The organism is Frigoribacterium sp. CFBP9029, assembly GCF_034045305.1.
Taxonomy (GTDB): Bacteria; Actinomycetota; Actinomycetes; order Actinomycetales; family Microbacteriaceae; genus Frigoribacterium.
The window spans coordinates 165,005-177,174 of record NZ_JAXCWB010000004.1 but is presented as its reverse complement, the minus strand read 5'-3'; the positions used below and the strand labels follow the sequence as shown (position 1 = coordinate 177,174).

Annotated in this window: 15 protein-coding genes and 1 tRNA gene; 11 read left to right on the top strand and 5 right to left on the bottom strand. The window is 71.4% G+C overall.

Going from position 1 to position 12,170, the window contains the following annotated elements:
- Positions 1-14: 14 nt before the first annotated feature.
- From SOM11_RS07470 to SOM11_RS07460, 3 genes are all read left to right on the top strand, one after another.
- The gene (locus SOM11_RS07470; RefSeq protein WP_320477655.1) at positions 15-1,013 is read left to right on the top strand and encodes a helix-turn-helix domain-containing protein; all 999 of its coding nucleotides are present in this window, start codon (positions 15-17) and stop codon (positions 1,011-1,013) included.
- A gap of 183 nt (positions 1,014-1,196) precedes the next feature.
- Complete coding sequence (locus SOM11_RS07465; RefSeq protein ID WP_320477654.1) at positions 1,197-1,532, top strand: Lsr2 family protein; 336 nt, start codon at positions 1,197-1,199, stop codon at positions 1,530-1,532.
- 4 nt (positions 1,533-1,536) lie between these two features.
- Entirely contained in the window at positions 1,537-2,034 is a 498-nt protein-coding gene (locus tag SOM11_RS07460; protein WP_192061182.1) for a CarD family transcriptional regulator, read from the top strand.
- Between the two features lie 112 nt (positions 2,035-2,146).
- On the opposite strand, the gene SOM11_RS07455 is transcribed toward SOM11_RS07460, so the two are convergent.
- Together SOM11_RS07455 and SOM11_RS07450 are read right to left on the bottom strand one after the other, a co-directional pair.
- Positions 2,147-3,214, bottom strand: coding sequence for a LacI family DNA-binding transcriptional regulator (locus tag SOM11_RS07455; protein WP_320477653.1), 1,068 nt, complete (start codon positions 3,212-3,214; stop codon positions 2,147-2,149).
- A gap of 37 nt (positions 3,215-3,251) precedes the next feature.
- On the bottom strand, positions 3,252-3,947 hold the full coding sequence (locus SOM11_RS07450; RefSeq protein ID WP_320477652.1) for a hypothetical protein: 696 nt from the start codon (positions 3,945-3,947) through the stop codon (positions 3,252-3,254).
- Positions 3,948-4,093: 146 nt separating this feature from the next.
- On the opposite strand from SOM11_RS07450, the gene nucS reads away from it, so the two are divergent.
- The 4 genes from nucS (at position 4,094) to SOM11_RS07430 (ending at position 7,228) form a co-directional block, all read left to right on the top strand.
- Entirely contained in the window at positions 4,094-4,789 is a 696-nt protein-coding gene (nucS, locus tag SOM11_RS07445; protein ID WP_192061185.1) for an endonuclease NucS, read from the top strand.
- A 107-nt stretch (positions 4,790-4,896) separates the two neighbouring features.
- Positions 4,897-5,136, top strand: coding sequence for a hypothetical protein (locus SOM11_RS07440; protein ID WP_192061186.1), 240 nt, complete (start codon positions 4,897-4,899; stop codon positions 5,134-5,136).
- Positions 5,137-5,216: 80 nt separating this feature from the next.
- A complete protein-coding gene (locus SOM11_RS07435) occupies positions 5,217-5,894 on the top strand; it encodes an HAD hydrolase-like protein (RefSeq protein ID WP_243213733.1) in 678 nt (225 codons plus the stop codon).
- Positions 5,891-7,228, top strand: a complete 1,338-nt coding sequence (locus SOM11_RS07430) for a CynX/NimT family MFS transporter (protein WP_320477651.1) — start codon at positions 5,891-5,893, stop codon at positions 7,226-7,228. The genes SOM11_RS07435 and SOM11_RS07430 overlap by 4 nt, the downstream gene beginning before the upstream one ends.
- Here the strand turns inward: SOM11_RS07430 and SOM11_RS07425 are convergent.
- A complete protein-coding gene (locus SOM11_RS07425) occupies positions 7,194-8,084 on the bottom strand; it encodes an SDR family oxidoreductase (RefSeq protein ID WP_192061188.1) in 891 nt (296 codons plus the stop codon). The two genes, SOM11_RS07430 and SOM11_RS07425, sit on opposite strands and share 35 nt — an antisense overlap.
- A gap of 211 nt (positions 8,085-8,295) precedes the next feature.
- Between SOM11_RS07425 and SOM11_RS07420 the strand changes: the two genes are divergently transcribed.
- Positions 8,296-9,210, top strand: a complete 915-nt coding sequence (locus SOM11_RS07420; RefSeq protein ID WP_192061189.1) for a cation diffusion facilitator family transporter — start codon at positions 8,296-8,298, stop codon at positions 9,208-9,210.
- A 79-nt stretch (positions 9,211-9,289) separates the two neighbouring features.
- Here SOM11_RS07420 and SOM11_RS07415 read toward each other — a convergent pair whose 3' ends face one another.
- On the bottom strand, positions 9,290-9,808 hold the full coding sequence (locus tag SOM11_RS07415; protein WP_192061190.1) for a universal stress protein: 519 nt from the start codon (positions 9,806-9,808) through the stop codon (positions 9,290-9,292).
- A gap of 115 nt (positions 9,809-9,923) precedes the next feature.
- Here SOM11_RS07415 and SOM11_RS07410 point away from each other — a divergent pair, with 115 nt between their 5' ends.
- Entirely contained in the window at positions 9,924-10,607 is a 684-nt protein-coding gene (locus SOM11_RS07410; RefSeq protein WP_192061191.1) for an SOS response-associated peptidase, read from the top strand.
- 132 nt (positions 10,608-10,739) lie between these two features.
- On the opposite strand, the gene SOM11_RS07405 is transcribed toward SOM11_RS07410, so the two are convergent.
- Positions 10,740-10,823: transfer RNA gene (locus tag SOM11_RS07405), tRNA-Leu, on the bottom strand.
- Between the two features lie 107 nt (positions 10,824-10,930).
- Between SOM11_RS07405 and SOM11_RS07400 the strand changes: the two genes are divergently transcribed.
- Positions 10,931-11,647 (top strand): DUF3662 and FHA domain-containing protein, encoded by a 717-nt coding sequence (locus tag SOM11_RS07400; protein WP_320477650.1) that lies wholly within the window; start codon positions 10,931-10,933, stop codon positions 11,645-11,647.
- Positions 11,644-12,168, top strand: a complete 525-nt coding sequence (locus tag SOM11_RS07395; protein WP_320477649.1) for an FHA domain-containing protein FhaB/FipA — start codon at positions 11,644-11,646, stop codon at positions 12,166-12,168. The genes SOM11_RS07400 and SOM11_RS07395 overlap by 4 nt, the downstream gene beginning before the upstream one ends.
- Positions 12,169-12,170: the final 2 nt, after the last annotated feature.

Here is a 12,170-nt window from a genome sequence, read left to right as displayed (position 1 = left end):
GACCAGGAGACACCATGACCAGCACGTACACGCCCCACGACGCTCCCTCCGCCGAGCCCTCGCCGCCGGGCGACTTCGATCGATTCCAGATGTCGGGAGAGGATCTCGAGGAGGCGCGGGCCGGTCTCGAGACCAGTCTCGAAGGTCGCGAATTCCGCGCCCGACGTGCCGAGATGCCTTTCTCGTACCGATTCGCGTCGGCGGGCGACTCGCGTCTCAGCCTGCAGAGCGGGACGTTCCTCGCGCACATCCAGGGGGTCATCCCCTGGTCGAAGGACTACATCGTGTCGTGGTTCCGCACGGGCGCGGTCATCATCGACCACCCGGGCGGCCAGCTCGGCAGCGACGGTTCCCGGCCCTTCCTGACGCCGAGCGAGACGTCGTACTCGTTCACGATGACGCCGCACCGGCACGGCATCGTGCACTTCGGGGCGTCGTTCCTCGAAGACGTCGCGACCGAGCTCCACGGCGGTCCGCCGCAGCGCATCGTCTTCGACTACGCCGCCGTCCCCGACGCGGCGGCCCTCTCCGCCTGGCAGGCCGCGCTCGGCGCCGCGACGCCGCTGATCGTCGCGCCCGCGACACCCCCTCTCGCCCGGCACTCGGCGCAGGCGTCGCTGGCCCGGGCCCTGCTCGACCTCTTCCCGTGGCAGGCCGTCGACGTCCCCGAGGCGCTCCGCACCGAGCACACCCGGAAGCTCCGCCAGGCCGCCGAGTACGTTCACGCCTTCGCCGACCAGCCGATCACCGCGGGCGACATCGCGGCGGCGGCCGGAGTGCACACCCGCACATTGCAGCAGCTGATGAGCCAGCACCTCGGATCGAGCCCCACGACCTACCTCCGCCACGTGCGCCTCGACCGGGCGCGTCAGGACCTCCTCGCGGCCGACCCCGGCTCCGACTTCGTGGCCGGCATCGCGCGCCGTTGGGGCTTCGGCAATCTCGGGCGTTTCTCCGCGGCCTACGCGGCGCGCTTCGGCGAGTACCCGCGAGACACGCTCAGCCGCTGGTGACGTCGAGAATCGCTTTCCTCACCCTCGCATGAATGCGTGCGCATAAACGATTAGGAGGTGCGTCAGCGGCCTGCGGCGCGGGATAGGCATGTCATACGGAGAACCATGAATTACACTTGATCCCTAGCACGCCGTCGCACGTTTATCCGCGGCGCTTTTTCATTGTTTTTTCAGGAGACTCCGTTGGCCCAGAAAACACTCATCCAGCTCGTCGACGACCTCGACGGCACCCCCATCGCCGACGGCGAGGGCAAGACCGTCTCGTTGTCGCTCGACGGCGTCTCGTACGAGATCGACCTGAGCGATGCGCACGTCGACGAGCTCACCGAGGCTCTGGCCCCCTTCGTCGGAGCGGCGCGCAAGACCGGGCGCAAGACCCCGGCCCGCACCGGCCCGACCAAGTCGAATTCCGACGATCTGCAGAAGATCCGCGAATGGGCGAAGGCGAACGGGCACGACGTGTCCGACCGCGGCCGCATCGCCGCCACCGTCCGCGACGCTTACGACGCTGCGAACTAGAACGGTGACTACGACATACGAAGTCGGCACGACGCTGGTCTACCCGCACCACGGCGCCGTCACGATCACCGACCTGACCACCAAGAACATCAAGGGCTCGCCCACCGAGTACATGTCGCTGCGCGTGCACACGAGCGAGCTGGTCATCCAGATCCCCACCGGCAACGCCACCGACATCGGTGTGCGCGAGGTCATCGACCAGGCCGGTGTCGAGCGCGTCTACGACGTGCTCCGCACCTCCGAGGTCGAAGAGGCCGGCAACTGGTCGCGTCGCTACAAGAGCAACCAGGAGAAGATGACGAGCGGTGACGTCTACAAGGTCGCCGAGGTCGTCCGCGACGTCTGGCGTCGCGATCAAGACAAGGGCATCTCCGCCGGCGAGAAGAGCATGCTCGGTCGCGCTCGGCAGATCCTCGTCTCCGAGCTGGCTCTGGCGCTGAACACGACCTCCGAAGAGGCCGACAAGGCCCTCGAGGGCGTGCTCGCCACCCCCGCCGGCTGACACGCCGCGTCCTGCGAAGAGGGGCGTCGCACCGCTGATCCCAGCGGCGCGGCGCCCCTCTCCTCATCCCCGGCGTCCCGAGGCGGGGCCTGCAGGGGAGGCGCGGCGCCGGTCAGCGACGCGGCGGCGCCGTGGTCGACCCGCGATGGAACACGCTCGTGAAGGTCGTCGACTCGGCGGGTGCGCCGGCCAGCAGGTCGAGCAGCGCCCGGCCCGCCGCACGCCCCTTCTCGACCGCGGGCTGCCGCATCGTCGTCAGGTCGGCTGCGCGGGGGTCGTCGAGCCGGATGCCGTCGAAGCCGACGACGCTGAGGTCGCGCGGCACCTCGAGTCCGAGCTCGGAGGCCGCGGCGATGACCCCCGACGCGAGCAGATCGCTCTGGGCGACGATCGCCGTGGGGCGCTGGTCGGGGGCGACGTCGAGCAGCGCCCGACCGGCCCGGTGCCCCTCCGACGTCCAGCTGCCCGCCGTGACCACGCCGCGGGCCCGGGGGAAGACCTCGCGGACCCCCTGCAGACGCTGCAGTGCGGTGTGCGTCGTCCCCGACGCGATGCGCTCGACGGTGATCGGCCCGAGGGTGCGCGTGGGGCCGAGCTGGAGCGCGACCACGGCGACGTCGCGGTGACCGAGGTCGTGCAGGTGCCGGGCGAGGGCGCGAGACGCGTCGACGTTGTCGAGACCGATGTCGAGCACCCCCTCCATCGCCCGAGCCTCGATCGACACGACGGGGATGCCCCGACGACGCACGACGGCCACCGACTCGTCGAGCCGCAGACTGCAGCCGAAGAGCACCACGGCGTCGACGGGCGCGTCGATCAGTCGCGACTGCTCCGGTCCGGTCTCGGTCAGCAGCAGCAGCGAGTTGTCGGCCGGGCCGGTGACGTCGGCGAGCCCGTCGAGCATCGCCACGTTGACCGGGTCGCGGAACGCGTCGCTGAGACTCGACTCGATCACGGCGCCGACGATCCCCGAACGGCCGCGGCGGAGCGACCTCGCGCGCGGATCGGGCCCGCCGTAGCCGAGCTCGGCGGCGACGGCCAGCACGCGGTCGCGGGTGGCCGGCGAGACGGGCCCGGCGCCACTGAAGGCCAGGGAGGCGGTGGAGGCGGACACACCGGCCGCCTGCGCCACGGCTGCGAGCGTCGGCCTGACGGCGGCGGCCTTCTCTGCCCGGGTCATGGTGGTGCAGCCTAGCGAAGCCGCCGGAGAGAGCCCCCTACGGCTTGTCGGGCGCGAACGCGATGGAGAAGTCGGCCATCAGACCGGGGATCGCGCGCCATTCGCCGTAGTGCACGGCCGTCTCGATCTCGTCGACGATGCGGGCGCGGAGATCGTCGGAGAGAGCGGGGGCCGCTCCGTGGACGCGCAGCGCCTGCTCGGTCGCGAGCACCGAGAGCGGGCGGACGACCTCGCGATCGAGTCGAGCGGCCTCGTCGTCGTCGAAGAGGCCGAGCAGCGGGTCGGCGAGCTCGATGAGGCGGGCGATGTCGAGGGGCGTCTCGAGCCCGTGCCGGTCGCCGAGGGTCGCGGCGGGCCGCGGCTCGGGGAGGTCCTCGGCCCGGGCGCCGCGGGCCAACGCGAGCTCGATGGCCCCGCCGAGGCGGCGCAGCAGGGTCGTCGTGCAGTACGCGGGCAGTCCGACGACCGCGTCGCGTCCGAACGGGGGCCGCAGCAGGACGCCGATCCGGCAGAGCACGTCGACCGACCGGCGCACCTCCGCGAGCGTGACGCCGAGCTCGTCGGCCACGGCCGCCTCGTCGAGCACGTCGCCCGGGGTGTGTCGACCCGTCGCGAGGTCCACCAGGAACACGTCTCCGACGAGGTCGACCACGGGCCGCGGGTCGCTCGTCTGCGGCTCGCTCGGGTGCGGCGCGGTCGGGTGCGAGGCGGTCGGGGGCAGCGTGGTCGACATGGTGTTCCTCCGGGGTCTGAAGCGGATGGTCGTGCACCGATCGTGTCGGTGTCATGAACATATGTCGCATTTCACACTCTGTCAACACCGGGTCGCGAGCCGATCGACGAAGCCCCCTCCACCCGGCCACCGCCTAAGATCGTCGGGTGCGTCTCGTCATAGCCCGTTGCTCAGTCGACTACGCCGGGCGACTCTCGGCCCATCTGCCGCTGGCCACCCGCCTGCTCATGATCAAGAGCGACGGCAGCCTCCTCGTCCACTCCGACGGCGGCAGCTACAAGCCGCTCAACTGGATGAGCCCGCCCTGCTCGATCAGCATCCTCGAGGCCGACGCCGACCAGCAGGAGGCGGGGGTCGTCGAGCTCTGGAAGGTCACGCAGGCGAAGACCGCCGACATCCTCGTGGTCTCGATCCACGAGATCATCCACGACTCGAGTCACGAGATGGGCTTCGATCCCGGCCTGACGAAAGACGGCGTCGAGGCCGATCTGCAGAAGCTCCTGGCCGAGCAGATCGAGCTGCTGGGCGAGGGCCACACCCTCGTGCGCCGCGAGTACATGACGGCGATCGGCCCGGTCGACATCCTCGCCCGCGATGCCTCCGGAGGCGCGGTGGCGGTCGAGCTGAAACGTCGCGGGGACATCGACGGCGTCGAGCAGCTGACCCGCTACCTCGAGCTGATGAACCGAGATCCGCACCTGGCGCCCGTCACGGGCGTCTTCGCGGCGCAGGAGATCAAGCCGCAGGCACGCACCCTGGCGCACGATCGCGGCATCCGCACGCTGCTGCTCGACTACGACGCCATGCGCGGGCTGGACGACTCGCACTCGCGGCTGTTCTAGCGCGACGGCGGACGATGTCCGCCGACCCCCTTGCGGAACCGGAATATGAGGGTAACATTTCTTATGACCCGCCCTCATCTCCGACCCGCGACCTCCTGGAGGCTCCCGTGACCTCGCCCATCTTCGACCAGATCCTCTCGCAGCGAGAGGCGACTCCCCTGTTCGAGTCCATCTCCGGCTCCTTCCCGAGCGTCATGCGAGACGACATCGACGCCCTCCCCTCGATCTCGCGCCGGCGCTCCGGTTCCGAGCGTCCCGCCCGTCGACCGGTCTCGTCCGATCGCGTCCGACCGGTCGCCCCGCTGACCGTCCCGACGACCACCTGGCCCCTCGGCCCGGTCGCCTGAGCACCGCCGGTCGAGACGCTTGGCACGGCGGCCGACCGCACCGCCGCCCGGTGTCGGCGGCGATGCCTAAGCTGAGGGTGATGACTCTCCCCTACACCGCCGTGCTCTTCGACCTCGACGGCACCATCGCGGACTCCGCTCCGGCGATCACCGCCAGCCTCGCCCACACGATCGAGGCCATGGGGCTGCCGGTGCCTCCGGCGACCGAGCTGATCGCCTGGGTCGGCCCGCCCCTCCCGCAGAGCTTCGAGGTCCGTCTCGGTCTCACCGGCGACCGTCTGGTCGAGGCCATGCGCATCTACCGGGCGCACTACCTCGAGACCGGGGCGCTCACCAGCCCCATCTACCCCGGGGTCGCCGATCTCCTGGCCGCCGTGCACGCCGCCGGCATCCCCACCTCGACGGCGACCTCCAAGCCCGAGACCCCGGCCACGCGCATCCTCGAGGTCAACGACCTGGTCCGCTACCTCGACATCATCACCGGCGCCTCCGACGACGAGGTGCGCAACACCAAGGCCGACGTCGTCGCCGAGGCGCTCCGCCGACTCGAGGCCCGCGGCGTCGACCTGTCGCGTCCGGTCCTGATCGGCGATCGGCACCACGACGTCGAGGGCGCCGCCGTCCACGGCGTCCCGACGATCATCGCCGGCTGGGGCTACGGCGACGAGAACGAGCACGTCGGGTCCGTCGCGGTGGCGGCCGACGTCGACGAGCTCGCGGCCCTGCTGGGCGTCACCCTCCTGCGCGGCGCGGCGTGAGCACCCGCGCGGGCGCCGCCGTGCGGTCGCCCGCCACCTGGCTGCTGACCCTCGCGATCGTCCTGATCGCGATCAACCTCCGCGGCCCGATCGTGGCCACCGCACCCGTGCTCGACCAGATGATCGGCGACCTGGGGCTCTCCGCGGTCGTGGCCGGCCTGCTGACCAGCATCCCGGTGCTCTGCTTCGCCGTCGCGAGCCCGGCGGCCTCGGCCCTGATCGGCCGGGTGGGCCCCGAGCTGGCGGTCACCCTCGGTCTCGCCGGCGTGCTCGCCGGCACGATCATCCGCACCCTCGGCAGCTCCTTCTGGCTCTACGCCGGCACGATCGTCATCGGCATCGCGATCACCATCGGCAACGTGGTGCTGCCGGTGGTCATCAAGCGCGACTTCTCACCCGAGCGGGGCGGCTTCGTCACGGGCGTCTACACGTCGGCGCTCAACGTCGGGTCGATGATCACCTCGCTCGGCACCGCCCCGATCGCGTCCGTCGTCGGGTGGCCGGTGGCGCTGCTCACCTGGGGTCTCCTCGCGGTGCTCGCGGGGGTCGTGTGGTCGATCGCCGTGGGGCCCCGGGTGGCGCTGCGGGGCGTGCGCGAGCGGTCGGCGACGGGCGCGGGCGACGCGACCCGCGCCTCCTCGGCTCGCGACGGGTCCGACACGACGCCAGGGGCCGAGCCCGGCGCATCCGACGTGCTGACCGGCGGCGTCCCGGTCATCGACGAGCGGTCCGCCGCCGCCGACGCCGCGCGCCGTGCCGAGGCCGATCGTCCGCCGCTGCTGCGCCGCTGGACGACCTGGGGGCTCACCCTCGCATTCGCGGGCCAGGCCTTCGGCTACTACGGGCTGACGGCCTGGATGCCGACGCTGCTGCGCGACGAGATCGGACTCACGCGCGAGGCCGCGGGCGCCAGCTCGTCGGTCTTCCAGATCCTGGCCGTGGTGGGTGCGCTCGGGGTGCCGGTGCTGGCCCTGAGACTGCGCCCCGCGATCGTCATCGCCCTGATCAGCCTCTTCTGGACGGTCATGCCCCTCGGGCTGCTCTTCGCCCCCGAGCACTGGCTGCTCTGGTCGATCTTCGGCGGCGCGGCCCAGGGCGGCGGCATCACGATCATCTTCATCGTCATCGTGCGCATGGCGAGCACCGACACCGACGCCAGGCGCCTCTCGGCGCTCGTGCAGGGCGGCGGCTACGCGATCGCGGCACTCGGTCCGCTGGCGATCGGCGGGCTGCACGACGCCTCGGGCAACTGGCAGGTGCCGATGCTCGGCGTCTTCGCCGCGACGCTCGTGCTCGGCGTCAGCGGCGTGCTGTCGTCCCGGCGGATCCGCTGACCAGCTGCTCGAGCGTCAGCGGGTCGTGCCCGGTCAGATCGCGCACCGCGGTCGAGACGCCCGACACCTCGCCCGAGGCGATCGACGCGTAGGTGCTGACCCAGGCGTCGGCGATGTAGGGCTCGGGGTTCCAGGCCGCGCGCGACGCGTAGGCCTCGTCGAGGGTCTCGTCGACGAACGTGTGCCGGCGTCCGGTCGCGGTGGTCAGTCGGGCGGCGAGCTCGGCGAGGCTCAGCGCCTCGGGGCCCGTCAGGTCGTAGGCGGCGCCCCGGTGCGCCGACGGGTCGCGCAGCACGGCGACCGCGGCGTCGGCCACGTCGGCGCGGGCGACGGCGGCGACCCGCCCCTCCCCCGCCGGTCCGCGGATCACCCCGTCGGCGTCGGCGAAGTCGATCAGGGCGTCGAGGTAGAACGAGTCGCGCAAGAACGTGGTGGCGGCACCCGAGGCGAGCAGGTGCTGCTCGGTGGCGGCGTGGTCGCGCGCCAGCGTGAAGACCGCGTCGGGCGCCGCGCCCTGGAACGACGTGTAGACGATGTGCCGCACCCCGGCCTCGACGGCGGCGTCGACGAACGCGCGGTGCTGGTCGAGTCGGTCGACGGCCTCGGCGGCCGACACCATGAAGAGCGTCTCGACGCCCTCGAGCGCCGTGCGGGCCGCGGCGCGGTCGGCGTACGAGGCGACGGCGATCTCGACGTGCTCGCCGAGGCTCGGCGCGCGCGAGGCGTCGCGTACGACGAGGCGCAGCGGTACGCCGTCGGCGGCGAGCGCGGCGGCGACCCGCCCGCCGAGGGCTCCGGTGGCGCCGGTCACGGCGACGAGGCGGGGGGAATCCGAGGAGGTGCGGGTCGAGTCCATGACTCAGCCAACCGCGGTCGCGCCCTCCCTGTTCCGTGACCCGCGCCTCCTGGGCTCGATCGCCGTGCTGACGCGGATCGAGAGTCGTTATCGACTGGGTCCGAGACCTGTCGGGTGTCGGCGGCCCGGGCTATCGTCGGGGTGAGCGATCACCGACGACCCGCGACCGGGCCGTGGGCTCGAGCCGCCCGAACACCCGAGAGAGCACAGCATGGCGCACGACCACCAGCACGGTCACATGGCGGCCGACGGGCGACGGCTGCGACTGGCGATCCTCGTCATCGCGCTCGGTCTGGTGGCGCAGCTGATCGGCGCCCTCCTCTCGGGGTCGCTCGCCCTGCTCGCCGACTCGGGGCACATGTTCTCCGACCTCGCCGGCCTGGTCGTGGCGTTGGCGGCCACCATCGTCGCGGCGCGACCCGCGAGCGGTCGGCAGACGTACGGCTACCGGCGGGCCGAGGTCTTCGCCGCCGCGATCAACGGCCTGGTGCTGATCGCCGTGTCGATCTCGGTGGCCGTCGCGGCCGTCGGGCGACTGCTGACCCCATCCGATCACGAGGTGCTCGGTCTTCCGATGCTCGTCGTCGGCGTGATCGGCGGGGCGACCAACGTCGTCGCGCTGCTCGTGCTGCGGGGCGGGGCGACGCACTCGATCAACATGCGGGGCGCCTACCTCGAGGTGCTCGGCGACCTGCTCGGCTCGGTCGCCGTCGTCGCGGCGTCGATCGTCGTGCTGACGACGGGCTTCGTGCAGGCCGACTCGGTGGGGTCGCTGATCATCGCTGCGATGATCGTGCCGCGCGCCTGGTCGCTGCTGCGCGAGGCGTTCCGGGTGCTCTTCGGCTCGGCGCCCGGCGACATCGACCTCGACGACATCCGCAGCCACATCACCGAGACGCCCGGCGTCGTGTCGGCGCACGACGTGCACGCCTGGCAGATCACCAGCGGCGCGACGGTCTTCTCGGCGCATGTCGTCGTCGACCGCGAGGTCTTCTGCGACATGCGGGTCGACGAGACCCTCGACTCGCTCGACCGCTGCCTGGCCGCGCACTTCGAGGTCGAGCACGCGACCTTCCAGCTCGAGCCGGCCGATCACGCCGACCACGAGCGCGCGACGCACGCGTAGTCGACCTCGTCCGCGCCCCGCGCCCCGCGCGGTGATCCCGCCACCACCCGGCGCGGGGTCGGGGGTCAGGGGTCAGGGGTCAGAGGTCGTGCTCCCACGGCAGCCGGTCGGTGCGCGCCACCGGGGCCAACGGCACGACGACGACGGGCAGGTGCTGTCGGTGGCTCAGATGCAGAGCGACCGAGCCGGCGAAGAACTCGCGGACGCTCCCCCGCAGACCCGCCTCGCGGCTGCCGACGACGATCATCGGGGCGCCGATGCGCTCGGCGAACCGGCCGAGGCAGTGCGCGGGTTCGCCGGTGAGGGCACGGGTCTCGAGAGCGACGCCCCGGGCCTCCGCGATCGGCCGGAGCCGCGCCTCCTGGTCGTCGTCGAAGGCCGGCGGGCCGTCCAACTCGTCGGGGTCGAGGGGGTACGAGAGCACCGTCCCGTCGATGCCCTCGGTGAAGGCCACGCGATCCGGTTCGACGATCACGCAGACGAGGCCCGTGCCGAAGCGGGCGGCGAACTCGACAGCCCGGGTGACCACCGCCTCGCCGCTGCCGGGGACCACGCCCGCCACGACGTAGCCGTGCAGGTCCGAATCGTCTGTCGCCATGGTCACCCTCGTCTCGTCGAGGCCTCGCGGGGCCGGTGCTGCGGCGGCGTGACGCCGACCGCTCGGCCTCAGTGACGCACTACCGGTGGGGGCTGCGGAAGGGGAGACTGGGCGCATGTGCGGCCGTTACGTCATCGCCCGAGCCACGTCCGATCTGCTGCCGAGCCTGCTCGACGGTCTGGGGCCGCTGCCCGACGACTTCAACGTCGCGCCGACGACCCGCGTGCCCGTGGTGCGCGAGCGGCAGGGTCGACGCGAACTGCCGCTGATCCGCTGGGGCATGGTGCCCTCGTGGTACCCCGATCTGAAGCGGCGACCGCAGCCGATCAACGCCCGCATCGAGACGGTGGCGACGAGCGGCATGTTCCGTCGACCGTTCGCGCAGGCCCGGTGCATCGTGCCCGCGCTCGGCTACTACGAGTGGGTGGTCACCGAGACGGGCAAGCAGCCGCACTTCATCCATCAGCCCGAGTCGGGGCTCGCGATGGCCGCGGTCGCCAGTGCGTGGCCCGACCCGGCCAAGACCGACGACGACCCCGACAAGTGGCTGCTCTCGATGTCGATCATCACCCGCGACGCCCATGTGGCCCCGGGCGAGGTGCACGACCGGATGCCGGCCTGCCTGACCCCCGACTCGTACGACGACTGGCTCGGCGATCACCTCGACACGACCGAGCTGCTCGAGCTCCTCGACCGCGACTCGCACGAGATCGCGCACGATCTGGTGCACCACGAGGTCTCGCGAGAGGCGAACAGCGTCCGCAACAACGGCCCGCACCTGATCACCCCCCTCCCCTAGGAGGCGCGGCGCAAGAGAAAATGGCCCTCCCGTAGGGGAGAGCCATTTTCGTTCGTGCGCCGCAGCAGCGGCGGCGCACTATGAGCACAGAGAACAAATGGCCCTCCCCGTAGGGGAGAGCCATTTCGTTCGTGCGCGAGGGGGGACTTGAACCCCCACGCCCTTTCGAGCACTGGCACCTGAAGCCAGCGCGTCTGCCAATTCCGCCACTCGCGCGAACTCGAAAACACTAGCATGAAGACGGCCTCCCGCTTCGCACTCGTGAGAACATGCCACCCGTTCCGGCTAAGATCGGGCGACCTGAGACCCGACCCTGGAGAGACATGGGACTGCTCGACAACTTCGAACGCGGGCTGGAGCGTGCCGTCAACGGCGCCTTCGCCAAGACGTTCCGTTCGGGCGTGCAACCTCTCGAGTTGACGAACGCGCTGCGGCGCGAGCTCGACACGAAGGCCGCCGTGGTCTCGCGCGACCGCATCCTGGTGCCCAACGAGCTGCTGGTGCGGCTCGCCCCGGTGGACTACGAGAAGATGGCCGCCATCGGCTCCAGCCTCATCGACGAGCTGACCCAGTTGACCCAGCGTCACGCGACGGCGCAGGGGTACCACTTCGCCGGTCCGTTGAGCATCCGCCTGCGTGAAGACGAGTCGCTCAGCATCGGCATAATGGCCGTCGACTCCCGCAACGTCCGGGGCGAAGAGGTCTCGTGGCGACCGGTGGTCGACATCGACGGGCAGCGGCACGTCCTCCGCGGTCAGCGCACGGTGATCGGGCGCGGATCCGACGCCGACATCACCATCCAAGACACGGGCACGTCGCGTCGGCACGTCGAGATCCTGTGGGACGGTGACCGGGCCCAGGCCCGCGATCTCGGCTCCACGAACGGCTCGAAACTCAACGGCGAACCCCTGTCGAAGGCCCCCTTGCCCCCCGATTCGACGATCCAGATCGGTCGTACGCGTATCGTGTTCCGCGTGCTCCCCCTCTCAGCGACGCCCGACCCCTCTCCTGGGCCCGACGTCTCGGGGGGTCGACGATGACGAGTGAGCTCACCCTCCTCGCCCTGCGGTTCGGCTTCCTGGCCGTGCTGTGGCTGTTCGTGTTCGCGATCGTCTTCGCGCTCCGGTCCGATCTCTTCGGCCAGCGGGCCCGCAGACTGCCCGCCGACCAGCAGCCGGGCCAGATGTCCGCAGCCCCCGCCGCGCCTCCTGCCCCTGCCGCGCCTCGCGCCTCGGCTCCGGCCGGCCCCGCCGCGTCCGACGGCGACTCCGCCGCCCGCCGCCTGGTCATCACGAAGGGCGCGAAGGCCGGGCTCGAGATGCCCCTGGTCGACGGCCCGCTGACGATCGGTCGCTCGCAAGAGAGCAACCTCGTCATCCGCGACGACTACACGTCGACGCATCATGCGCGTCTCATGCTCTGGAACGGGCGCTGGGTCATCCAAGACCTCGACTCCACGAACGGCACGTTCCTCGCGGGCGAGCGTGTCACGGTCCCGACCCCGGTGCCCGTCGGTTCCACGGTGACGATCGGCCAGACGAGCTTCGAGCTGCGACGGTAAGC

What these genes read in the sequence shown, in the direction of transcription:
- SOM11_RS07470 (WP_320477655.1), top strand. Translation starts at nt 15, where the DNA reads ATGACCAGCACGTACACGCCCCACGACGCTCCCTCCGCCGAGCCCTCG.
- SOM11_RS07455 (WP_320477653.1), bottom strand. Translation starts at nt 3,214, where the DNA reads ATGACCCGGGCAGAGAAGGCCGCCGCCGTCAGGCCGACGCTCGCAGCC.
- SOM11_RS07450 (WP_320477652.1), bottom strand. Translation starts at nt 3,947, where the DNA reads ATGTCGACCACGCTGCCCCCGACCGCCTCGCACCCGACCGCGCCGCAC.
- SOM11_RS07435 (WP_243213733.1), top strand. Translation starts at nt 5,217, where the DNA reads ATGACTCTCCCCTACACCGCCGTGCTCTTCGACCTCGACGGCACCATC.
- SOM11_RS07425 (WP_192061188.1), bottom strand. Translation starts at nt 8,084, where the DNA reads ATGGACTCGACCCGCACCTCCTCGGATTCCCCCCGCCTCGTCGCCGTG.
- SOM11_RS07420 (WP_192061189.1), top strand. Translation starts at nt 8,296, where the DNA reads ATGGCGCACGACCACCAGCACGGTCACATGGCGGCCGACGGGCGACGG.
- SOM11_RS07415 (WP_192061190.1), bottom strand. Translation starts at nt 9,808, where the DNA reads ATGGCGACAGACGATTCGGACCTGCACGGCTACGTCGTGGCGGGCGTG.
- SOM11_RS07410 (WP_192061191.1), top strand. Translation starts at nt 9,924, where the DNA reads ATGTGCGGCCGTTACGTCATCGCCCGAGCCACGTCCGATCTGCTGCCG.
- SOM11_RS07400 (WP_320477650.1), top strand. Translation starts at nt 10,931, where the DNA reads ATGGGACTGCTCGACAACTTCGAACGCGGGCTGGAGCGTGCCGTCAAC.
- SOM11_RS07395 (WP_320477649.1), top strand. Translation starts at nt 11,644, where the DNA reads ATGACGAGTGAGCTCACCCTCCTCGCCCTGCGGTTCGGCTTCCTGGCC.